At 67.4% G+C, this 22,303-nt stretch carries 19 protein-coding genes and 1 pseudogene; 11 read left to right on the forward strand and 9 right to left on the reverse strand.

Annotated features, from left to right (window positions below; translation table 11 throughout):
• Nucleotides 1–55: 55 nt before the first annotated feature.
• From ASC70_RS15535 to ASC70_RS15545, 3 genes are read left to right on the forward strand one after another with little or no spacing between them, the layout of a single operon-like run.
• Nucleotides 56–1,771 (forward strand): sulfatase-like hydrolase/transferase, encoded by a 1,716-nt coding sequence (locus ASC70_RS15535; protein ID WP_056051566.1) that lies wholly within the window; start codon nt 56–58, stop codon nt 1,769–1,771.
• Nucleotides 1,768–3,417, forward strand: coding sequence for a sulfatase (locus tag ASC70_RS15540; RefSeq protein ID WP_056051568.1), 1,650 nt, complete (start codon nt 1,768–1,770; stop codon nt 3,415–3,417). Before ASC70_RS15535 ends, ASC70_RS15540 begins: the two co-directional genes overlap by 4 nt.
• Before the next feature lie 19 nt (nt 3,418–3,436).
• Nucleotides 3,437–4,381 (forward strand): formylglycine-generating enzyme family protein, encoded by a 945-nt coding sequence (locus ASC70_RS15545; protein ID WP_056051570.1) that lies wholly within the window; start codon nt 3,437–3,439, stop codon nt 4,379–4,381.
• 367 nt (nt 4,382–4,748) lie between these two features.
• Here the strand turns inward: ASC70_RS15545 and ASC70_RS15550 are convergent, their stop codons facing one another.
• On the reverse strand, nt 4,749–5,123 hold the full coding sequence (locus ASC70_RS15550; RefSeq protein ID WP_056051572.1) for a helix-turn-helix domain-containing protein: 375 nt from the start codon (nt 5,121–5,123) through the stop codon (nt 4,749–4,751).
• A gap of 104 nt (nt 5,124–5,227) precedes the next feature.
• Here ASC70_RS15550 and ASC70_RS15555 point away from each other — a divergent pair, with 104 nt between their 5' ends.
• Together ASC70_RS15555 and ASC70_RS15560 are read left to right on the forward strand one after the other, a co-directional pair.
• Nucleotides 5,228–5,962 (forward strand): NADPH-dependent F420 reductase, encoded by a 735-nt coding sequence (locus ASC70_RS15555; RefSeq protein ID WP_056051573.1) that lies wholly within the window; start codon nt 5,228–5,230, stop codon nt 5,960–5,962.
• A 389-nt stretch (nt 5,963–6,351) separates the two neighbouring features.
• Nucleotides 6,352–6,702, forward strand: coding sequence for a lysozyme inhibitor LprI family protein (locus ASC70_RS15560; protein ID WP_056051575.1), 351 nt, complete (start codon nt 6,352–6,354; stop codon nt 6,700–6,702).
• Between the two features lie 60 nt (nt 6,703–6,762).
• Here ASC70_RS15560 and ASC70_RS15565 read toward each other — a convergent pair whose 3' ends face one another.
• The 3 genes from ASC70_RS15565 to ASC70_RS15575 all read right to left on the reverse strand — a co-directional run bounded on the left by ASC70_RS15565 (nt 6,763) and on the right by ASC70_RS15575 (nt 8,948).
• Entirely contained in the window at nt 6,763–7,293 is a 531-nt protein-coding gene (locus tag ASC70_RS15565) for a DUF4303 domain-containing protein (protein WP_162247229.1), read from the reverse strand.
• 70 nt (nt 7,294–7,363) lie between these two features.
• Nucleotides 7,364–7,957, reverse strand: a complete 594-nt coding sequence (locus tag ASC70_RS15570; protein WP_056051579.1) for a hypothetical protein — start codon at nt 7,955–7,957, stop codon at nt 7,364–7,366.
• A 160-nt stretch (nt 7,958–8,117) separates the two neighbouring features.
• Nucleotides 8,118–8,948: an SEL1-like repeat protein gene (locus tag ASC70_RS15575; RefSeq protein ID WP_056051581.1), complete on the reverse strand. Its 831-nt coding sequence runs from the start codon at nt 8,946–8,948 to the stop codon at nt 8,118–8,120.
• Nucleotides 8,949–9,175: 227 nt separating this feature from the next.
• On the opposite strand from ASC70_RS15575, the pseudogene ASC70_RS15580 reads away from it, so the two are divergent.
• From ASC70_RS15580 to ASC70_RS15605, 6 genes and pseudogenes are all read left to right on the forward strand, one after another.
• Nucleotides 9,176–9,493 (forward strand): annotated as a pseudogene (locus ASC70_RS15580) (tyrosine-type recombinase/integrase); the annotation flags it as partial.
• A gap of 424 nt (nt 9,494–9,917) precedes the next feature.
• Complete coding sequence (gene kdpA / locus ASC70_RS15585; protein WP_056051585.1) at nt 9,918–11,630, forward strand: potassium-transporting ATPase subunit KdpA; 1,713 nt, start codon at nt 9,918–9,920, stop codon at nt 11,628–11,630.
• 27 nt (nt 11,631–11,657) lie between these two features.
• Nucleotides 11,658–13,742 carry a potassium-transporting ATPase subunit KdpB gene (gene kdpB / locus ASC70_RS15590; RefSeq protein ID WP_056051587.1) on the forward strand — a complete coding sequence of 695 codons (2,085 nt, stop codon included), beginning with the start codon at nt 11,658–11,660 and terminating at the stop codon, nt 13,740–13,742.
• Between the two features lie 28 nt (nt 13,743–13,770).
• On the forward strand, nt 13,771–14,343 hold the full coding sequence (gene kdpC / locus ASC70_RS15595) for a potassium-transporting ATPase subunit KdpC (RefSeq protein WP_056051589.1): 573 nt from the start codon (nt 13,771–13,773) through the stop codon (nt 14,341–14,343).
• A gap of 4 nt (nt 14,344–14,347) precedes the next feature.
• Nucleotides 14,348–17,026 (forward strand): sensor histidine kinase KdpD, encoded by a 2,679-nt coding sequence (locus ASC70_RS15600; RefSeq protein WP_056051592.1) that lies wholly within the window; start codon nt 14,348–14,350, stop codon nt 17,024–17,026.
• 7 nt (nt 17,027–17,033) lie between these two features.
• Nucleotides 17,034–17,726, forward strand: a complete 693-nt coding sequence (locus tag ASC70_RS15605; RefSeq protein WP_056051593.1) for a winged helix-turn-helix domain-containing protein — start codon at nt 17,034–17,036, stop codon at nt 17,724–17,726.
• Nucleotides 17,727–17,903: 177 nt separating this feature from the next.
• Here ASC70_RS15605 and ASC70_RS15610 read toward each other — a convergent pair whose 3' ends face one another.
• The 5 genes from ASC70_RS15610 to ASC70_RS15630 all read right to left on the reverse strand — a co-directional run bounded on the left by ASC70_RS15610 (nt 17,904) and on the right by ASC70_RS15630 (nt 22,184).
• The gene (locus ASC70_RS15610) at nt 17,904–18,653 is read right to left on the reverse strand and encodes a DNA-binding domain-containing protein (protein ID WP_056051596.1); all 750 of its coding nucleotides are present in this window, start codon (nt 18,651–18,653) and stop codon (nt 17,904–17,906) included.
• Nucleotides 18,650–19,489 (reverse strand): DUF692 domain-containing protein, encoded by an 840-nt coding sequence (locus tag ASC70_RS15615; protein ID WP_056051598.1) that lies wholly within the window; start codon nt 19,487–19,489, stop codon nt 18,650–18,652. Before ASC70_RS15615 ends, ASC70_RS15610 begins: the two co-directional genes overlap by 4 nt.
• A 67-nt stretch (nt 19,490–19,556) precedes the next feature.
• Nucleotides 19,557–19,826 carry a hypothetical protein gene (locus tag ASC70_RS15620; RefSeq protein ID WP_056051600.1) on the reverse strand — a complete coding sequence of 90 codons (270 nt, stop codon included), beginning with the start codon at nt 19,824–19,826 and terminating at the stop codon, nt 19,557–19,559.
• Nucleotides 19,827–20,115: 289 nt separating this feature from the next.
• Complete coding sequence (locus ASC70_RS15625) at nt 20,116–21,462, reverse strand: ATP-binding protein (protein ID WP_056051603.1); 1,347 nt, start codon at nt 21,460–21,462, stop codon at nt 20,116–20,118.
• Between the two features lie 2 nt (nt 21,463–21,464).
• Nucleotides 21,465–22,184 (reverse strand): response regulator, encoded by a 720-nt coding sequence (locus ASC70_RS15630; protein ID WP_056051605.1) that lies wholly within the window; start codon nt 22,182–22,184, stop codon nt 21,465–21,467.
• Nucleotides 22,185–22,303 lie beyond the last annotated feature (119 nt).

Raw genomic sequence — 22,303 nt, forward strand, 5'->3', positions numbered from 1 at the left:
GCGCCCGCCGACGCGCGGGCGCCGACTTTTCCCGATTGGTGACGTGAGGCGTTCGATGAGAAACAAGGCGATCTGGCTGATCGGCGCGGCGGCCCTGGCGCTGGCGTCGCCGTCCCTGGCCGGCGAGGTGACCGGCAAGGTGGTCGGACCGGATGGCGCGGCGGTGGCCGGCGCCAAGGTGGTGATCAACGATCTGCTGCGCGGCGACACGACCGGGCGGGACGGGGCGTTCGATCTGCCGCGGTTGCCGGCCGGGCAGTACGAGGTGCAGGTCACGGCCATGGGGCTAGCAAGCGCGCGCCAGCTGGTGACCGTGCCGGAGACCGGCCAAGCCAAGCTCGACATTGCGCTGAAGGCCAACGCCGCCCTGACCAAGGCCGCGGCGATGAACGCCGAGCCGGCGCCCGAGCACCTGACCCAGAAACAGGCCTATCTGTCGGCGATCCGGCCGGTCGCCGGGCGGCGGCCCAACATCGTCGTGCTGCTGTTCGACGACCTCGGCTACGGCGACCTGTCCTCGTACGGCAACCGCCTGATCCAGACGCCCAATATCGACGCCCTGGCGACCAAGGGCGTGAAGTTGACCCAGTTTTATTCGGGTTCGCCGGTCTGCACGCCGTCGCGCGCGGCCCTGCTGACCGGGCGCTATCCGACCCGCTCGCGGGCGGCCAACCACGTCTTTTTCCCGAGCGACAACCCGATGGCGCGGATCCGCCGCTCGGCCGGCTACGCCAACGCCATTCCCGCCGACGAGATCTTGCTGCCCGAGGTGCTGGCGCGGGCCGGCTATCGGACCGGCGCCTTCGGCAAGTGGCACCTGGGCGACGCGCCCGGTCATCGCCCGACCGACCTGGGCTTCCAGGACTATTTCGGCGTGCTCTACAGCAACGACATGACCCCGCTGCCGATCTATCGCGGGACGAAGGTCGACACCCCGGCCGACAAGACCGACCAGCGCACCCTGACCGAGCGCTTCACCGACGAGGCGATCGGCTTCATGCGGGCCAGCGCCGGCCAGCCGTTCTTCGCCTATGTGCCGTACACGGCGCCGCACCTACCGCACTATCCGAACCCCAAGCACCAAGGCGTGTCGGAAGGCGGCGTCTACGGCGACGTCGTCGAGGACCTGGACGCCAACGTCGGTCGAATCATGCAGGCCATCGACGACTTGGGGATCGCGGACGACACCATCGTCATCGTCACCAGTGACAATGGCGGTGACCAGGGTGGCAGCGTCGGCGACCTGCGCGGGCGCAAGGGCGAGACCTACGAGGGCGGCATGCGGGTGCCGGGCTTCGTGATCTGGCCGAGCAAGACCAAGCCCGGGACCGTCAGCGAGGCGATGGCGATGAACATCGACCTGTTCCCGACCTTGCTCGGCATGCTGGGGATCGCGCCGCCGGCCGACCGCATCATCGATGGGCGCGACATGGCCGGCCTGCTGGCGGGCGGGGCCTCGCCCCACGACGTCCTCTACTACGTCACGGCCTATTCGGGCGAGTTCCAGGCGGTGCGCGACACGGACTTCAAGTACCGGACCATGATCGCCGAGAAATGGCCGCTGGCCCCGACCGGGACCGCCGCGCCGTACGGGGCCCGGCCGGCGCTGTATCGCCTGAACGGCGACAACGAGTCCCACGACGTCAGCGCCAAGCATCCCGACGAAGCCAAGCACCTGGCCGCGCGGTTGGCCGCCTTCCGCGCCGAGGCGGAAGCCAATCCGCGCGGCTGGGCGTCCAAGCCCGCCGCCAGCGCCCAGGAGCGCCCATGACCCGATCCCTGATGTCCGCCGTGCGCGCCTTCGTGACGGCGCTGCTGGCCGCGGTCTGGGCGTGCGCCGCCCGCGCCGAACCGCCGCCGGCCACGCGGCCCAACATCGTCTTCATCCTGGTCGATGACCTGCGCTACGACGCCATGGGCTTTCTGACGCCGGGGCTGAAGACGCCCAATATCGACTTCCTGGCCCGGAACGGGGTCTATTTCCCCAACGCCGTGGTGACCTCGTCGCTGTGCTCGCCCAGCCGGGCGACCATCCTGACCGGCATGACCGCGCGCAACCACGGGGTGGTCGACAACAACAACTCGTCGGAAGCCGGGCTGACCTTCTTCCCCAAGTACCTGCAGGACGCCGGCTACCAGACCGCCTTCGTCGGCAAGTGGCACATGGGCGACGCCAGCGACGGCCCCCGGGCTGGCTTCGACCGGTGGATCAGCTTCCTTGGGCAGGGGAACTACTTCCCGACCGACGGCCTGACGCCACAGCAGATCGCCGCTGGTCAGCGCAATATGCTCAATGTCGACGGCAAGGCCGTGCCCCAGAAGGGCTACATCACCGACGAGCTCACCGACTATTCGATGGACTGGCTGGAGCACGGCCGCGACAAGTCCAAGCCGTTCTTCCTCTATCTGTCGCACAAGGCCGTGCATTCCGACGTCAAGGCGCCGGAGCGCTACGCCGACCAGTACAAGGATCTAGACATCAAGCTGCCGGCCAGCATGGCCGACACGCCCGAAAACAATCGCGGTAAGCCGATGTGGGTGCGCAACCAGCGCAACAGCTGGCATGGCGTCGATTTCTTCTACAACCAGGACCGGCCGCTGAAGGACTACGTGCGCGAGTATTACCGCGGCCTGAGCCCGGTGGACGACAGCGTCGGGCGGGTGCTGGCTTATCTGCGGGCCAACCACCTGGAGGACAACACCATCCTGGTGTTCTTCAGCGACAACGGCTTCCAGTTCGGCGAGCACGGCCTGATCGACAAGCGCGACGCCTACGAGGCCTCGATCCGCGTGCCGATGGTCGCCTATGCGCCGGGACGGTTCCCGAAAGGCGCGGTGGTCGAGAACCGGGTCCGCAACCTCGACCTGGCGCCGACCTTCTTGGACGCCGCCGGCGCGGCGCGGCCGCCGCAGTTCGAGGGCCGCAGCGTCCTGCCGCTGGCCACGGGCAAGGTCAAACCCGCGGACTGGGCGGAGGACGACTTCGTCTACGAATACTATTGGGAGTGGACGTTCCCCCAGACCCCGACGACCTTCGCCATCGAGCGCGGTCGCGTGAAGTACATTCAGTACCATGGGATCTGGGATCTCGAGGAGCTGTACGACTTGGCCAAGGATCCCGACGAGATGAACAACCTCATCGACGACCCGGCCTACCTCCAGACCAAGATCGAGCTGCGCAAGGCGCTGTTCGCCAAACTCGCCAACGCCAAGGGCCAGCACGCGGTGCCGTTCACCGAGCGCGCCAGCCAGGGCCAGGTGTTCCGAAGCCTCGACGGCGCCAAGGCGGCCGAATTCCCGCAGACGTGGCTGCGGCCGGCCAACCCTGTCGACCGTTTCGACGGGCTGTTCCCCGACTCCCCGGCCAAGCTGGAGGCCGAGAAGAAGGGCCAGCCCTACTTTCCCAGGCGTCAGTGAGCGGAAGGGGAGGGCGGAGATGAGCGAGACGCCGGCCACGTCGGGAATGATCAGGATCGAGGAACGCGACTTCGCCATGGGGTCGGACCGCTTCTATCCGGAAGAGGCGCCGGTCCGCCGCGTGCGGGTGGACGGCTTCTGGATCGACGAGACCCCGGTCACCAACCGGCAGTTCGCCGCCTTCGTACGCGAGACCGGCCACGTCACCGAGGCCGAGATCGCGCCCGACCCGCGCGACTATCCGGGCATGCCCGCGTCGATGGCCAAGGCCGGATCGCTGGTGTTCCAGGCGCCGAAGGGGCCGGTGTCGCTCGATGAGCCGCTGTCATGGTGGGCCTTCACCTTCGGCGCCCACTGGCGAAAGCCGTACGGCAAGGGCAGCTCGACCCTGAACCTGCAGGACCACCCTGTGGTCCACGTCTCGTACCGCGACGCCGAGGCCTACGCCGCCTGGGCGGGCAAGGCCCTGCCGACCGAGGCCGAATGGGAGCTGGCCGCGCGGGGCGGGCTGGAAGGCGCCGAGTTCGCCTGGGGCGACGCGCTCGCGCCCGAGGGCCGGATGATGTGCAACTACTGGCAAGGCGCCTTTCCGGGCGAGAACCTGCGCCTGGACGGTTTCGAACGCACCTCGCCCGTTCGCCGTTTTCCGCCGAACGGCCACGGCGTCTACGACCTGATCGGCAATGTCTGGGAGTGGACTTCGGACTGGTGGTCGCTACCGGTCCCCAAGGGGCCGGGCTGCTGCGCGCCCGCGAACCCGCGCGGCGGCCCCATGGAGGGCAGCCTGGATCCGGCCCAGCCCCAGACGCCGATCCCCCGCAAGGTGCTCAAGGGCGGCTCGCACCTGTGCGCCGAGAACTACTGCCAGCGCTATCGGCCCGCCGCCCGCATCCCGCAGACGATCGAGAGCGCCACCAGCCATGTCGGCTTCCGCTGCGTGGTGCGAGACGCCGCGCCGGGCTGAAGACGTCCGTTTCAATGCCGATCGAACTTCACGATCCTCGGGTCTCCCCTTGCCCCGGGGATCGCTTTTTATGGCGGAGGTCTGGACTGGCTCGAGGCTGTGTCGAGTGTCCGCTTCCGGCGAGGTCGCCAACGTCGGCTCATGGCCGCCAACGGTGGATTGCGGACCCCGGCGTTGAGCCGATGAGCACGAAACAGCGCGTTATGTTGTTGCTAAAATCGATGCCGTTAGGCAGCAGCAAGTCACCTCAGCGGGCGGCGGCGGGAGAACTTATTCCACCAGCGTTGGAGACTGAGGGGGTCTTGAACTCGGCTGGCGTTTGATCGATGGCGACGATGTCGCGCGTCCGGAAACGCTCCTATTAACCTCAAGCCGGCTCGGTAATCTCGGTTTTCACCGATCCCTGCTCGAACGCCCAATTGACCAAGGCTTCGATCGACGGGCCGAGCGCGTATCCTTTGTCGGTCAACCTGTACTCCACCTTCGGTGGAACCTGGGGATAGACGGTCCGCGTCAGGATGCCGTCCTTCTCCAACTCCTTCAGCTGCTGAATCAGCATCTTTTGGTTCACACCCTCGACGCGCCGCTCTAACTCGGAGAACCGCACTGGTGCTTTTGCCGCGAAGAGTTGGACGATGATCGCGATCTTCCACTTGCCTTCGAGCACCCGGAGCGTCTCGCTCGTTGCCGCTGCCCAGACAAGCTGTTGTCTCGGGTCCTGGTTATGGCAATCATGATCCATGCACTTACCTTTTGGTGTGTATCCCACCTTTTGGTGAGTTCTTGCGATCTCCCCAGCTATCGTTATTTCCGACGGCGAAGCAACTCTCATGATCGGAGTATCTAGTGAAAATCGGAATCATCGGCGCAGGAAATATCGGGGCAACTCTGGCTCAGCTCTTGGTAAAGGCCGGCCATGACGTGAAGCTGGCCAACTCAAAGGGGCCGGAGACTCTCGGGGACATCGTTGATGGTACGGCAATCGCTGCCGTCACCCGAGACAATGCCGTCAAAGACGTGGATGTGATCATCCTTTCCGTGCCGTTTGCTCGAAATCCAGAACTCGCGCCGGTGCTCGCTGATGTTCCCGCGAGCGTGATCATCGTCGATACATCCAACTACTACCCAATGCGGGACGGCAAGATTGAAGAGGTGGAAGAAGGAAAGCTGGAAACCGTCTGGAGCAGCGAGCAAGTGGGACGGCCCCTTGTGAAAGCCTGGAACGCGCTTCTGTCCTTCACTCTCGCCGAAGCCGGCTCGAAAAATGGCTCAGCTTCCAGACTGGCCATACCGATCGCTGGAGATGATGCGGCTGCTAAATCCGTGGTGGCGCGCCTTGTCGACGAAACGGGTTTCGATGCCGTGGACGCTGGCCCTATATCGGAATCCTGGCGTTTCCAGCCGGGAGCGCCCGCCTATTGCACGGAACTCGATGCCGCTGGCGTGGCGAAGGCGCTTTCGTCTGCCGATAAGGCCCGCTCGCCCCGCAACCTTGAACTCATCACCCAGGCGTTCGTCGATGGGAGCTTGGCGTTCGAACGTGAAGCGATGGTCGCCTTCAATCGCAAGGTATCAGGCTGAAGACAAGCCGAGGCTCGGGCCCGATTATCAGCAGCGCGTAAGGGCTGGCGACAGAGTTTTCCGCTTGCCCTTACGCGTGGTTTGATCGGCCACAGGAAGTCTGGAGAGCAACGTCAGAAGGTTCTTTGACGCAATGGGCGACCAGTTGGAAAACTTGGAGCAGATCAACCTCTGAGCCGGCATTGGGCCCGTTCGCCGGAAAGCGGACTGGCCCAATGTCCCCTAAGGGTCCTAGCAGACGCTAGCGGGCTGGGAACGTTCCCACGTACGAATGGAGCGCGAGCGTCGCGCGGCCATCAAAAGGGGGTTTCATGCCAGCACTAATTCTAGTCGGGCTACTGCTTGCTTCTTCCCAGGTCGAGCCGTCTTCGCAGGCGGAAGTCCGGGACATGTGCAGCTTGCAAAATTTCTCTCAGGTCGCCTTCGGCAAGTGCCTTAAGGCCTATGCTGGGGAGAGCGCGGCCCGCCTCGCCAAGGCCGAGAGGGAAGCAGCGGCGCGGATCGAGAACTGGGATGAAGATGTTCGCCATCGGGCGCAGGCTCGGAGCGCCTTGGCGACGTCGAATGCCGAGTTCCTGCGCTTTCGCACCCGAGAATGCGGTTTCGCGTCCGCGCTGGCCGGCGGGTCGATCGGGACAGCGCATGAGCATTGGCGGCTTGCTTGCGTCTATGAGCTCAATATCCGGCGAGCCGCGTCGCTTGACGGCTTCGTCGCCGGCCTCCCGCGGCGCGGTTCCTGATCACGCGATGCAGCACCTTGTTCGGCTCGGACGAGGACACGCGCCCTTCCAGGCGAACGCCTAGTCCAAGGGGCGGCCGAACTCGCCGGCGAGCGTTGTCGGATTCAGGCGATTGGCTGACCGCCGCTCAACCGCTTCAGCCTCTTCGCTGTCGGAGATCGTCACGAACAACGTAACAGCTTCGAGCGCCTGCGCCCGTTCGGCCCGCAGATGGGCGAGCGCATCGATCATTGCGTCAATGAGGTGGTCGAAATAGAGGCTGAAACCCTTGTCCGAATGGGCGCTTGCCGCGGCGAGGTCGCGATTGACGTCCGCGAAGTGGTCGTCGCCAAACATCTCGTACCGCCACTCGGCGGGGGCCCAGCGCAGATAGGCCGAGTATTCCGGGGTCATGTCCTCGATTTCGGCTTCGGAAGCGCGTTTCTCGGCGTACCCCTCCTCGGTGTTGGCGCAGAGCCCGACACTCATGCCGTCGTCCGCCGTCTGAAGGCAGATCGCGTAGAGGCGCTGGCCTTCGAGCAATGACCTCAGCGCGTCAGCCGTTGCGATCGTCGCCGTGCGAAGCTTCTCTACCTTTGCGTTCCAATCCACGCGCGCTTCCTTTCGATCATGGCCCATCGCGCGGCTGGTTTCCGAGGTCCACCCCGATAAGGGAAGACCGTCAAGCCACTTGCATCAAGGTTTGGATGCCGCGATCCCGCGCGTTGAAGAAGACATAGATCTGCGCCGTGTCGTGTGCGAGGCCCGAGGCGTCGAGCTGCCCGACAAACAGCAGCGGCGCGTCGCCGTCGAAGGGCCAGGACGGGGACTGGAGCCACTTGGGCGGCTTGTTAAGATAGCGGAAGTCCTTGGCGATCTTGTCCTTCGCGAAGGCGAGCTTCTCTCGTTTGCCGCCTAAGGTCTCGAAGCCCGCGATCAGCGTCTTGATGTAAGATTCCGGCAGCGAGAGCCAAGCGGGTGAAGCATCCAGAGCGAGCCCGTAGTTCTTGCGGCTGGACGTGTCGCTTTGGTGTTCGACGCCGAGCGCTGTCAGCAGCTTCGACAGCGCGTCCCGCAGGCCAATGTCGGTCGCCGGCTCCGAGACGTCCTGATCCATGATGTACAGGAACAGATTGCCCGGATTGGTATAGGGCGGAATGGACGCATCCTGCTCCAGGAACGTCTGCAATGCCTCGTCGTGCAGAACCCGCGTGTAGAAGTCGGAAAGGGGCATGCGCCCTTCCAGGTACTCGATGATCTTTTCCGCGGGGGTCATTTGCCGTTCCATGGATGTTGGGGTGGGAGGGGGGCGAGGTCTGCATGTTGCTCACGCGTGACCTTCACCGATTTCAACGGCGAGCGTCGGCGCAGGTCGCCGAAAATAGATATCGGAACCTTCGCTGGAATTGAGCTCGGCCGCACAGCGCTGATCGCGCTCAGAGCTCTTCCAGGAGTCGCTTGGCGCGCGCGAAGCCTTGGTCGGCCGATTTCGCCAACCAGTATCGAGCCTGGACGGGATCGACGCCAACCCACTGATTTCCGTCCAAATACATTTTACCAAGCTGGTACTGTCCGTGCGGATTGCCTTCCTCGGCGGGCGCGTAGAGGAAGTCGACTTGCAAGGTCTCGGTGTCGATCCGCCATTGGTCGCGCTTGTTACTGTGCCAAAGCAGGGCGTGGCGATCGTCTTGCCAGACGAGCTTGCCCGCCGCCGTGTCGATCTTGCCCAGGCCGATCGGCGAGGCGAGGAACGGCGCCCAGCGCGTCTCACCGCCCTTGGCGGTAACGGTGAAGCCGAGCTCGAGTTGGCGGCCTGTCCGCCATTCGACCCCGACGGCGCGGGTCCTGCGGGCGTTCCATTTGGGCTTGGTCCAGACGCCGTTGAACCGATAGTCGGCGTCCACCACCTGGCGATAGACCGCCTCAAGCGCGTCGAGATCCCATCCGCGGTCCACCCCCAGCTCACGCAAGGCGTGATGCGCCTCGCCGACAAAGCGCGCATGGAGAGACGGCAGGGCGTTGACTTCGGGATGCTCACCCAGCGGATGTTCGTAGCGCAGCACGTCGACCAAGTCTTCGACCTGGCGCTCCGCGGCCGGGGCGATCAGGATCACCTTGCCGATTCCGCTAGAGGCGACCTTCCCCTTCTGAAGTCGATATTCATATGCCGTCATCGCTTCGGCGACGCGCGAGCGAGCGCCGTCATCGCTGATCGCGGCGTACTCCCCTGAATAGTAGGGCTCCACAACTTGCAAATACTTGCCCATCTTCGATCCTAAATCCCTGGCCGCGGTTCAACCGAAGCGGTGCAAGAAACGGCCGGCAAGATCGGCCGCGTTGATGCGGGAAGCCGAGGCGTTCTCGATTTCCTCGGCGTCGTCGCTGTCCGTCACGGTCACAAAGGCCGTGACATCCGCAAGCCGCTCGCCCAGCGCCGCTTGGTCGCCACCAGCGCAGTGGTCATCGCTTCGATCAGATTGCCGAAGTAAGGCGGCTGGCTGTGTGGCTCAAGGTCCGCGGTCGCCGATACGACCACTGGCTGTTTCCCAGCCGTAGTCGGCGGGGCGAGCATGTCAGTACTCGGCGGTATGCCCGGCTTGTCGGCAAATGGGTGTCGATGATCGACCTTGAGCCTCGGATTTACGGAACCCACAGTCTCAGGCGAACGAAGATTGCGCTGATCTACAAAAAGACCGGCAACCTGCGGGCCTGCCAGCTTCTCCTCGGACATCAGAAGCTCGAAAGCACGGTTCGATATCTCGGCATCGAGGTCGATGACGCTCTCAAGATGTCCGAGCGGATTGATTTGTAAATCGGCACGTCGCCAGGCGGGGGTTTGAGGGCTCGGCGAAGAGCTTGAGACATCGAGGGCGCGGTGATCGCTCGAGGTCCATTGAGCAACGGGTTCGTCTCGTGTTGTTTGACGACGAGCCTAAGCGTGCGCGGTCTTTACGCCCCCCTTACGCCTTGAGGCCCTTCCCGCATGGCGCGCTTACGCGCCGCCGTGGTCTTCAAGCCGCCTATTCGAACGGAGGCGGCGAATGGCTGATCTGATCTTTCTGGCGCTGGGGGTGGGGCTGTTCGCGGCCTTCGCCGGCTTCGCCATGGCGCTAAGGCGCGTCTGACCATGCTGGTGAGCGTGCTGTGGGCGGCCGGGGCGATCGTCGTCGCGGCCTACATGGTCGCGGCCCTGCTGCGACCTGACAAGTTCTGACGGTTCCCCAAGAGGATTGGCCATGAATTGGCAAGGATGGGCGGAGATCGCCCTGACCCTGGGCCTGGCGGTCGCGATCGCCTGGCCCTTGGGCGCGTACATGTCTCGGGTCTGGAACGGCGAGCGCACCTGGCTGGACCCGGTGCTCAAGCCCGTCGAGGCCCTGTTCTATGCGGCCGGCGGGATCGACCCGAGGAAAAGCCAGACCTGGCACGGCTATGCCGGCGCGCTGCTCGCGTTCAACGCCGTGGGCTTCGTCCTGGTCTACGCCGTGCTGCGCCTGCAAGGCGTCCTGCCGCTGAACCCGCAGGGCTTCGCGGGGGTCTCGCCGCACCTGGCGTTCAACACCGCCGCCAGCTTCGTGACCAACACCAATTGGCAGAGCTATGGCGGCGAGACGACGATGTCGACGCTCAGCCAGATGCTGGTGCTGACCGTGCAGAACTTCGTCTCGGCCGCCACCGGCGCGACGATCGCGGCGGCGTTGGCGCGCGCCTTCGTCGCCAATCGCGGCGAGGGCGTCGGCAACTTCTGGGCCGACCTGGTGCGCACCACCCTCTACGTGCTGCTGCCGCTGAGCCTGGTGCTGGCGATCGTGCTCGTGGCCCTGGGCCTGCCCCAGACCCTGGCCGCCAGCGTCGATGCGACCACGTTGGAAGGCGCGCCGCAGAAGATCGCCCTGTTCGCCACCGCAAGCCAGGAAGCCATCAAGCAGTTGGGCATCAACGGCGGCGGGGTCTTCAACGCCAATTCCGCCCACCCGTTCGAGAACCCGACGCCGCTGACCGACCTGATCACGGCGGTGTCGATCAACATGCTGGGCTGGGCCGCCTTCTTCGCCTTCGGCCGCTCGGCCCTGGCGCGCAAGGACATCCGCGCCCTGGTGGCGGCGGCCATGATCCTGCTCTCGGCGGGCGCGGCGGCGGTCTATGTCACGGAGACGCAGGCCGCGCCGGCCCTGGTCGCCGCCCATGTCGACGCCTCGGTCAATATGGAGGGCAAGGAGGTCCGCTTCGGCGCGCCGGCTGCGGCCGCCTGGGTGGCGATGACCACCGGCGCCTCGAGCGGCTCGGTCAACACCATGCATTCCAGCCTGATGCCGCTGGGCGGCGCGGTGGCGATGTTCCTGATGCAGCTGGGCGAGATCCTGCCGGGGGGCATCGGCTCGGGGATCGCCATCATGGTCGTGATGGCTCTGCTGGCGGTGTTCGTCGCCGGCCTGATGGTCGGCCGCACGCCAGAATATCTCGGCAAGAAGGTCGAGGCGCGCGAGATCCAGTTGGCCATGCTGGCCGTGCTGGTCGTCCCGCTGTCTATGCTGGGCTTTTCGGCGGTCGCCGCCGTTCTGCCTGAGGCGCTGAAGGGCCTGATGCACGCGGGCCCGCACGGCCTGTCGGAGATCCTCTACGGCTATACCTCGGCCACGGCCAACAACGGCTCGGCCTTCGCCGGGCTGAGCGCCAACGCGCCGTGGTGGAACACCACCCTGGGGATCTCGATGACGCTGGGCCGCTTCGTCCCCATCGTCGCGGTGCTGGCCATCGCCGGCGCCCTGGCGGCCAAGCCCAAGCTCGCGCCGTCGGCCGGCGCCATGCCCACCGACGGCGGCCTGTTCATCGGTCTGCTGATCGGGGTGATCCTGATCCTGGGCGGCCTGCAATTCTTCCCCGCCTTGGCGCTGGGGCCGATCGTCGAGCACTTCCAGGCGCTCGCCCTGGTCGCCGCCGCCCACTGACACCGCTGATCGCAAAGGCGATTTGACATGACCATCCTGGAACCCACCCTCGGCGAGACCCGGCGCCAGTCGACCACCCTGGCCGGCGGCCTCTCGTCCGCCGTCCTGCTGCGGGCGACCAAGGACGCCTTCGCCAAGCTGGATCCGCGCCGACTGACCAGCAATCCGGTGATCTTCACCACCTGGATCGTCGCCCTGCTGTCGACCCTCTCGGCGGTCGCCGCGGTCGCCGACCGGCAGCCGGCCGGCTTCGCGATCCAGGTCGCGGCCTGGCTGTGGGCCACGGTGCTGTTCGCCAACCTGGCCGAAAGCGTCGCCGAGGGGCGTGGCAAGGCGGCGGCCGACAGCCTGCGGGCCACCCGCGTCACCACCAAGGCCAAGCTGATCATCGACGAAAAGACCGGGACCATCATCCCGACCCCGGCCCACAAGCTGGGCGTTGGCGAGATCATCCTGGTCGAGGCCGGCGACGTCGTCCCGACCGACGGCGAGATCATCGAGGGCATGGCCAGCGTCAACGAGGCGGCCATCACCGGCGAAAGCGCGCCCGTGATCCGCGAGAGCGGCGGCGACCGTTCGGCCGTCACCGGCGGCACCACCGTGGTCTCCGACTGGATCAAGGTGCGGGTCACGGCCGAGGCGGGCTCGACCTTCCTCGACCGGATGATCGCCATGGTCGAGGGCGCGGACCGGCGCAAAACGCCCAACGAGGTCGCCCTGGCCGTGCTGCTAGCGGGCCTGACCCTGATCTTCCTGATCGCGGTCGTCAGCCTGCTGGGCCTGGGCAAGTTCTCGGGCGTGGCGCTGGATCCGCTGGTGCTGGGCGCGCTGTTCATCACGCTCATTCCCACGACCATCGGCGGACTGCTGTCCGCGGTCGGCATCGCTGGCATGGACCGCCTGCTGAAGGTCAATGTCCTGGCGACCTCGGGTCGGGCCGTCGAGGCCGCCGGCGACGTCGACACCCTGCTGCTGGACAAGACCGGCACCATCACCTTCGGCAACCGCATGGCCACCGAGGTGATCGCCGCCCCGGGCGTGCTTGCCGAGACCGCTTTGCGCGCCGCTGTCAGCGCCTCGCTAGCCGACGAGACGCCGGAGGGCCGCTCGATCGTCGAGCTGGGGCGGAGCCTGGGACTGGTCGTCGAGGTCCCCGCCGGCGCGACCTCCATCGCCTTCAGCGCCACGACCCGCCAGTCGGGCCTGGACGCCCCGAATGGAAACGGAGGGCCGATGTCCTGGCGCAAGGGCGCGGTGGACGCCGTCTACCGGAGCCTGGCCCTCGACCCCAAGATGGTTCCGGCCGAGGTCGCCGCCGCCGTGGACCGCATCGCCCGTTCCGGCGGCACGCCGCTGGCCGTCAGCGAGAACGGCGTCCTGGTCGGCGTCATCCACCTGAAGGACGTCGTCAAACCCGGCGTGAAGGAGCGCTTCGCCGACCTGCGCCGCATGGGGCTGCGCACGGTGATGATCACCGGCGACAATCCGGTGACCGCCGCCGCCATCGCCTCGGAGGCCGGGGTGGACGACTTCCTGGCCGAGGCCACGCCCGAGGACAAGCTGCGCCTGATCCGCGAGGAGCAGGGCAGGGGCCGGCTGGTGGCCATGTGCGGCGACGGCGCCAACGACGCGCCGGCCCTTGCCCAAGCCGACGTCGGGGTGGCGATGCAGACCGGCGCCCAGGCGGCCCGCGAGGCCGGCAACATGGTCGACCTCGACAGCGACCCGACCAAGGTCATCGAGATCGTCGAGGTGGGTAAGCAGATGCTGATCACTCGCGGCGCCCTTACGACCTTCTCGATCGCCAACGATGTGGCGAAATACTTCGCCATCATCCCGGCGATGTTCGTGGTTTCGCTTCCGGCTCTGGGCGCGATGAACGTCATGCGCCTGCACAGCCCGGAGAGCGCGATCCTGTCGGCGGTGATCTTCAACGCCCTGGTGATCGTCGCCCTGATCCCGCTGGCGCTGCGCGGCGTGAAGTACCGCGCCGTCGGAGCCGGCAAGCTCCTGTCGCGCAACCTGCTGATCTATGGCCTGGGCGGTCTCGTCGCGCCGTTCGTCGGCATCAAGCTGATCGACCTGATCGTATCCGCCCTCGGCTTGGCCTAAGCTGAACCCTTCGGAGACTCACACAGCCATGCTCTCCCATTTTCGCCCGGCTCTGGTCTTGATGGGCCTGTTCACCGTTCTCCTTGGCCTTGCCTATCCGCTGGCGGTCACCGGCGTCGCCCAGGCGGCGTTTCCCGTCCAGGCTAATGGCAGCTTGGTGCGTGACACCAGTGGAACCGTCGTCGGGTCGACCTTGATCGGCCAGGCCTTCGCCGCGCCCCAGTACCTGCATCCTCGGCCGTCGGCGGCCGGCGCCGGCTACGACGCCTCGGCCTCCGGCGGCTCCAACATGGGACCGATTAACGAAGCATTGGCCAGGCGGGTCAAGGCCGACGCCGACGCCCTGCGGGCCGAGAACCCCGGCGTGGTCATCCCGGCGGACGCCGTGACCACCTCGGCCTCGGGCCTGGATCCCGACATTTCGCCGGCCTACGCCCACCTCCAAGCCGCCCGCGTCGCCAAGGCGCGCGGTCTTGCCAAGAGCCAGGTCGAAGCCGTGATCGACGCCCACGTGCAGGGCCGCCTGCTGGGCTTTATCGGCCAGCCGCGCGTCAATGTGCTGGCGGTCAACCGGGCGCTTGACGCCCGCGCACCGGGCTAGACGCTTGCCGGCCGACACACCGAAACGTCCGGACCCCGAGGCGCTCCTGGCCGCCGCCAACAAGGCGGGCCGGGGGCGCCTCAAGGTGTTTCTGGGCATGGCGCCGGGGGTCGGCAAGACCTACGAGATGCTGCGCGCCGCCCGGCGTCGCAAGGCCGAGGGCAAGGACGTCGTGATCGGCCTGGTCGAGACCCATGGCCGCCGCGAGACCGAGAGCCTGCTGCGGGACATGGAGGTCATGCCCCGCAAGCCGATCGACCATCGCGAGCGAGTGGTCATGGAGTTCGACCTCGACGCCGCCCTGGCGCGCCGGCCCAAGCTGCTGCTGGTCGACGAGTACGCCCACGCCAACGCCGCCGGCTCACGCCATCCCAAGCGCTGGCAGGACGTCGAGGAACTGCTGGCGGCGGGGATCGATGTCTGGACCACGCTGAACGTCCAGCACCTGGAAAGCCTGGTCGACGTGGTTCAGCGGATCACTGGCGTCCGTCAGCGCGAAACGGTGCCCGACAACGCCCTGTCGCGCGCCGACGCCATTGAGGTGATTGACATCACCCCCGACGAGCTGCGCGAGCGGATGGCGGCGGGCAAGGTCTATGTCCCCGAGACCGCGCGCCTGGCCTCGGAGAACTTCTTCAAGATCGAGAACCTCACCGCCCTCCGTGAGCTGGCCCTGCGTCGCGCGGCCCAGACGGTCGACGACCAGCTGGTCGCGACCATGCGCGAGAAGGGCGTCGAGGGCCCGTGGGCGGCGGGCGAGCGGATCCTGGTCCTGGTCAGCGGCGACGCCATGGCCGGCGGATTGGTGCGCACGGGTCGTCGGCTGTCGGACATGATGATGGACGCGCCCTGGACCGTGGCCCATGTCGATCGTCCCGACCGGCCGCCGCCCGGGCCTGCGGGCGCCGCGCGCGCCAGCGACGCCCTGAAGCTGGCCGAGCAACTGGGCGGCTCGACCATCGTGCTCACGGGGGCGGACGTCGTCGCCACGGTGATGGCCTATGCCCGGCGCAACAACGTCACCCAGATCGTCATCGGCAAGTCGGCCGACAGTCGCTGGCGCGAACTGCTGGGCAAGTCGCTGGCGCCCGCCTTGCTGCGCGAGGCCCGGGGCGCGGCGATCCACGTCGTTACCGAAGCCGCGCACGAAGCCGTGGTCGAACCACCTCGGCCGCGCTCGCCGGCGCCCTGGATGGGCTATCTGACCGGGGCGGGCTTCGTCGCGATCGCCAGCCTGTTCGCCTGGGGCCTGGACATCGCGTTCGACCGCGTAGACCTGGGGATGATCTTCCTGGCCGCCGTGTTGGCCGCCGGCGTGCTGCACGGCCTGCGCCCGGCGCTGGCGGCCGCGACCGTCGCCTTCCTCGTCTACAACTACCTGTTCCTGGAGCCGCGCCACAGTTTCGCGATCGGTTCACCGATCGACCTGCTGACGCTCGTCGTGTTCTGGGCCGTGGCCCTGGCCTCCGGAGGCCTGGCCGGGCGGGTGCGGGACCAGGGCCGGGATGCCCAGCGCCGCGCCTCGGCGGTCTCGGCCCTGCTGGCCGCCAGCCGGGTGTTCTCGGCCGCGGCCGGGCGCGAGGCGGCCGCGCGAGCCATCGCCGAACAGGCCGCTGCGGCCGCCGGCGGCAAGGCCGTGGTGTTGCTGTCGCACAATGGAGAACTGGAGTCCGCGGCCGGGGCGCCGTCTCTCGATGCCCTGGACGCCACGCCCATGGCCGCCGCGCGCTGGGCCTGGGAGAAGGGCGAGCCCGCCGGCTTCGGCACTGGCACGCTACCGCAGGCGCGCTGGACCTTCTGGCCGCTGGACGGCGTGCGCTCCCGGGCGGGGGTGGCCGGGATCGAGGCGGGAGCGATGGTTCCCGGATCGGACACCGAGCGGCTGGTCCTGGCGCTGCTGGGGCAGGGCGCGGTGGCCCTCGAGCGCGCCGAGCTGGCGACCGAGGCTGTCGAGACCGAGACCCTGCGCCGCGCCGACCGTTTCCGCTCGGCGCTGCTCAACTCCATCAGCCACGACCTGCGCACGCCGCTGTCGACGGTACTGGGCGCCTCGAGCACGCTGATCGACTACGGCAAGACCCTGAAGGCCGCCGTGCGCGACGACCTGATCCTCAGCATCCGCGAGGAAGCCGAGCGGCTGAACCGCTACGTCGGCAACCTGCTGGACATGACCCGGCTGGAAGGCGGCGCGCTGCGGCTGCGCACCGACTGGACCGACGTCCGCGACGTGCTCGGCGCCGCCGCCGAGCGCGTCACCCGCCGGCTGGGCGAGCGTCAACTGGTCCGCGACTATCCGGGCCAGCTCAGCCTGGTCCGTGTCGACGGCGGACTGCTGGAGCAGGCGATCGTCAACATCCTCGAGAACGCCATCGCCTACAGCCCGTCAGGCGCCCGGATCGAGATGGCGGCCTACGAGGACCGCGCCAATGTGGTCATCAGCATCGAGGACGAGGGGCGCGGCATCCCGGCCACCGAGCTGGAAGGGGTCTTCGAAAAGTTCCGCCGCATGGAGGAGCCGTCCGATCGCAGCCAGGGCGCCGGCCTGGGCCTGTCGATCGCCAAGGGGTTCATCGACGCCATGGGCGGCCGCATCGCCGCCGCCAGCCCGATCCACGATGGCAAGGGTACGCGCATGCTGATCAGCCTGCCCAAGGCGGTCGTCACGCCGCATCACCTGCTATGACCACGCCATGAGCATCTCGCGCCCGCGTATCCTCGTCATCGACGACGAACCGCAGATCCACCGCTTCCTCGGACCGGCCCTCGACGCCGCCGGCTACGAGCCGCTGCGCGCCGACGCCGGCCAGGAGGGCCTGCGCGGCATCGCGCTGTGGTCGCCGGACGCCGTGGTGCTGGACCTCGGCCTGCCCGACATGGACGGCAAGGACGTGCTGATCCGAGCGCGCGAGTTCTACGAAGGGCCGATCCTGATCCTGTCGGCCCGCGACCGCGAGGCCGAGAAGATCCAGGCCCTGGACAACGGCGCCAACGACTATCTGGAAAAACCGTTCGGTGTCGGCGAACTGCTGGCCCGCCTCCGCGCCGCCCTGCGCCAACGCGCTTCGGCCAGGGCGCCGGCCGGACCCATCCGCTCGGGCGACGTCGAGATCGACCTGGACAAGCGTCGCGTCACCCGGGGCGGCGCGGTCGTGAAGGTCTCGCCCAAGGAGTACGATCTGCTCGCGCGCCTGGCGCTCGGCCACGGCAGGCTCCTTACCCACAAAGACCTTCTGGTGGCGGTGTGGGGAGCGGCCCACGCGACGGACACCCAGTATCTGCGGGTGTTCATCGGCCAGCTGCGCCAGAAGCTGGAGGACGATCCGGCTCAACCAAAAATCATCGAGACCGAGCCGGGCGTCGGCTACCGGTTCATCTCGGACTGAGTAACGAAAGTCCGTATTCGGCCGTATTCCAATGACCGCTTCTGGCGCGGGTCAGTCCATGTCGATCATGTCTTTCGAGGGGGCTGAACTCCGCCGTGGGAAACGGGTTTGTCCCCCGAAACATGCGGTCGGACTCGCTATTGATCGCAACGGAGGGTGTTGGTCTCCCGGGGGACGTCATGCTCGAACGCCGCAGATCAGTCCGTCGTGCAGCCATGCGCCGAGAAGACCGCCCATGCGCGCGATGACGCGCTCGGCGTCGTCGGGCCCGGCGAGCTGTTCGCACAGGCGGGCAAAACCGCAGCCGTCCAGCGCCATGGCGAGGGCCAGTTGTTCGAAGGCGTCGATCGTCCTGTATTGGGGCGATAGGCCTTGTCGCCACACACGGATCGCGGCCGGGGCGGGCAGGCGTTCGACCGCTGGCGGCGCCTGCCCCTCGGCGAGCGCGCCCCAGATCGCGGCGCTGTTGGTCGCGACGGCGCCGATCGTGAGGGTCGGCGACAAGGTCAAGGCCGCGCTTTCCCAGTCCACCCGGGCCAGCGCCTCGGTCGTAATCGGATCGGCGTCCGGACCGTCGAAGGCGCGGCGCAGACTCCAGTCCAGCCAAGCCAGCTCGGCCACCTCCGGATCGTCGGGATAGAGCCCGGCCAAGGTCTGTGAAAAATCCTCGCTATAGGCGTCCAACGTCCAGCCCCCGGGCGGACGAGCCGCTATATGGCTGAGCGCGGCGGCGTCGAAGCCGTCGTCGCCCAGCCAGGACCAGGTGTGTTCGAACGTATCGCGCAGGCAGGCGACCAATTGAGCGCGATACGCGCGCCGATAGACCGCAAGGCCGGCCTCGCCGCTTGGCGCCACGCCGGCCGGGCGATCGCCTCCGCCAGCCAGGATATGGTCGCGCAGCCCGCGCTGGATCGCCAGCAGGCTCATGCGGCGCGCTCCATGCGGCTGGCGCGGGCGCGGGCGATGTCCAACTCGGCCAGCATCTCGCTCAGGGGCGGAATGTCGTCGTCGCGCTCGATCATCGTCGCCACGGGGCCAAAGCGCCGGCAAGCCGTCTCGTAAAGCGCCCAAACGGGATCAGGGACCGGCTGGTCATGGGTGTCGATCAGCAGGTCCTTGCCCTGGCTGTGGCCGGCCAAGTGGATCTGGCGCACCCGCTCGACTGGCACCCCGGCGATATAGGCGGCGGGATCGAAGCCATGATTGGTTCCGCTGACATAGATGTTGTTGATGTCGAGAAGGAGCGAACAGCCGGTGGCCTCGCACATCCGCGCCATGAAGGCGTGCTCGCTCATCTCGTCGTCGGCGAAGGTCAGATAGCTCGACGGGTTCTCCAGCAGGATCGGCCTTTCGAGAACCTCCTGGACCCGGGCGATGTTGGCGCAGACAACATCCATCGCTTCCTCTGTATAGGGCAGGGGAAGGAGGTCGTGGGAATTGAAGCCTTCCAGGCCGGTCCAGCACAAATGGTCGGACACCCACAATGGATCGACCCGATCGACGAGGGTCTTGAGGCGGCGCAGATAGTCCGGTTTCACGCCATCGGCCGAGCCGATCGACATCGAAACGCCGTGCATCGCCACCGGATGGCGCTCGCGCACGGCGTCCAGGATGTGCAATGGCCGACCGCCGCGAACCATGAAGTTCTCGGAGATCACCTCGACGAAATCGACAGGGACATCGCGCTCGAGAAACTCCGCGTAATGGGGCGGGCGCAAACCCAGGCCGAAGCCCTCGAAGGGCGCGATCACGCGGTCGGACATGTGAGCATCCTGAACAAGAGCGGAGCGGACGAGGCCCGGCCGGCAAAGGCGGCCGGGCCCACGCGCATTACATGGGCGCGGTCAGCGAACCGCCGGCCTTAACGCACGCCTTGCTGGTCATGGCTTTGAAGCCCATGCCCTTGCACTCGTTCTGGCCCTTGCAGTCGTTCTTGGCGGTCTTGCAATCCGACGTACCCTTGCAGGTGTTGACCCCATAGCAGTGGACCTTTTCGGCGGCGGTCTTGGGGGCGGCGGCGGCGTGGGTGGCCGCGACCATGCTGGTCATGGCGAACAGGGCGGCTGCCGAGGCGATCGTGGCGGACTTGAGGCTGGTCATGGAGGGCGTTTCCTGATGGTTGAGGCCGGCCGCTGATCGGCCCGACACCTCCCCATTCGCGGGAGCTTGGCTTTCGGTTACAGGCCGGTCGCCAGAAATTTTCCTCGGTCGCCCGCGCGCCATATTTTCAACGCGGCGTAACCTTGGCCGTTCGGCGCGCGAATGATCTGGCGGTGGCCTCGACATCCGTCCCCCACGGGAGGCCACGCGGACAGCGCTCGGTCGTCTCCTGTCGGGCGCTGTCCGCCGCTTCTTAAGCAGGCCGTAGGCTGAGCGTTCGCTGATGGTGCTAGCCGGCCGGCCGAGCCGGTAGATCGATCATCGCCGCCAGCCCCCCTTCAGGGCGGTTGGCCAGGGTCAGGCGTCCGCCCTGGCCTTGGGCCAAGGCTTTGACGATCGACAATCCCAGGCCTGCTCCGCCGGTGCGACGATTGCGCGAGACCTCGCCGCGTTCGAACGGGGCGGTGATGGTTTCCAGCACCGCGTCTGGCAGGCCTGGTCCGTCGTCCAGCACCGTGATTTCGACCCGGCGGCCCAGCGGGCGGGCGTCGACCGTCACCGCGCCGCCGTAGCGCGCGGCGTTGTCGACCAGATTGTCGATCATGCGGCGCAGGGCCAGGGGCGAGGCCCAGGCCGCGCCAGCCGCCTCGGACGCCAGCAGCACCACCTGGCCCATCTCCAAGCGCAGTGCGACCAGTGTCTCCAGTTCGCGGCGGATGTCGATCGACCGGGCGCCGTCGCCGCGTCCAGCATCCTGACGCGCGAACAGCAGGGTGTCGTCCAGCAATTGGGACATTTCCGCCAGGTCGGTCCCGGCCTTGGCGCGCTGGACCTCGTCGCTGATGAACTCCGCGCGCAGGGTCAGGCGGGTGAGGTAGGTGCGCAGGTCGTGGGCGATGGCGGCCAGCATCCGCGTGCGCTCGTCCATTAGGCCCCGGATCCGGCCCTGCATCGTATTGAAGGCGGCGGACAGCTCGCGCAGCTCGCGCGGCCCCCGCAGGGGCAGGGCCTTGGCGTCCAGATCGTCGCCGAACCGGGCCACGTCCTTGGCCAGCAGGCTGACCGGCCGGGTGGTCTGGCGCACGGCCAGGGCCAGCATCAGCAGGGTGACGACCAGCACGGTCGCGGCCGCCAGGGAGACGCGGCCGAAGAACTGGCGGGCGGTGTCGGGCGCGCGGCGGCGCAGGACCAGCACCTCGCCGCCGGCCAGCCGCACCGACAGCCGCAGGGCGTGCCGGCCGGGAAGGGCGCCTTCCTTCAGGCGCCCGCCGCGCCGAACGTCTATCCGCAGATCCCGCGCGCCCAGCGCCTGGCGATAGGCCTGGTAGCCCGGATCGCCGGCGTCGGCGGCGCGGGCGCGAAGCTGGAGAGGCGGGAAGGCCCCGTCCAGGGTCGTGCGGATCACGCCGGTGTCCAACGCCTTCACCACCTTGGCCCGTGCAGTTGGCGAGCTGGCCTCGACCGCCTCGACGATGGCCAGGGCCTCGGACGGGCGCGGCAACTGATAGAAGCGCACGCCGCCTTCGCCTCGACCTTGCGGCCAGACGAGCAGAGCTGCGCCGATCACCAGCATCACCGCCAGGCCCGCCAACAGGATGGTGGTCATCCGGGTGGAAAGATTGTCGGACAGCATCATGACTAGAGCCGTTCCGGGGGAACGCTGAACAGGTAGCCGCCGCCGCGCACGGTCTTGATCAGGGTTTCCCCGCCCGGGCCGGCGCCGAGCTTGCGACGCAGGCGGCTGAGCAATACGTCGACGGCGCGGTCGAATGGCTCGGCGCTGCGGCCTCGGGTCCAGTCCAGCAGTTGGTCGCGGCTCAGCACCCGTTGCGGATGGCGCAGGAAGGCCATCAGCAGGTCATGCTCGCCGCCGGTCAGCACCACGGGCCGGCCGTCCGGATCGGTCAGGTCGCGGCTGGCCGCGTCGAGCCGCCAGCCTGCGAAGCCCAGGATCTCGGACGGCGGCGAGTTGGCCACGCGGTGGACCTCCCGCGTGCGGCGCAGGATCGCCTTCACCCGAGCCAGCAGCTCACGCGGATTATAGGGTTTGGGCAGATAGTCGTCAGCGCCGATCTCCAGGCCGATCACCCGGTCGATGTCGTCGCCCTTGGCGGTGACCATCAGGATGGCGACGTCGCCGGCCGCCCGCAGGCGACGGCAGACCGATAGGCCGTCCTCGCCGGGCATCATGATGTCCAGCAGCACCAGATCCACTCGCCGACGGGCGGCCAGACGGTCGAAGGCCTCGGCGTCGGCGCAGCCTACGACCTCGTAGCCCTCGCGGCGCAGCAGGCCCAAGGTCAGGTCTCGGATTTCGGCGTCGTCTTCCACGACCGCGATCAGGGTGTTGTCGGCCATGGCCAAGGAGATGCCTCAAGCTCGGCCCCAGGGAAAGCTGTCCCAAGGGCCGTTTACACTTCGACATAGTTCGTCAGGCCCGCGCAAACGAGGGATTGCACGGCGGTTGTCCTATGGCG

The organism is Caulobacter sp. Root343 (genome assembly GCF_001425745.1).
Classification (GTDB): Bacteria; Pseudomonadota; Alphaproteobacteria; order Caulobacterales; family Caulobacteraceae; genus Caulobacter.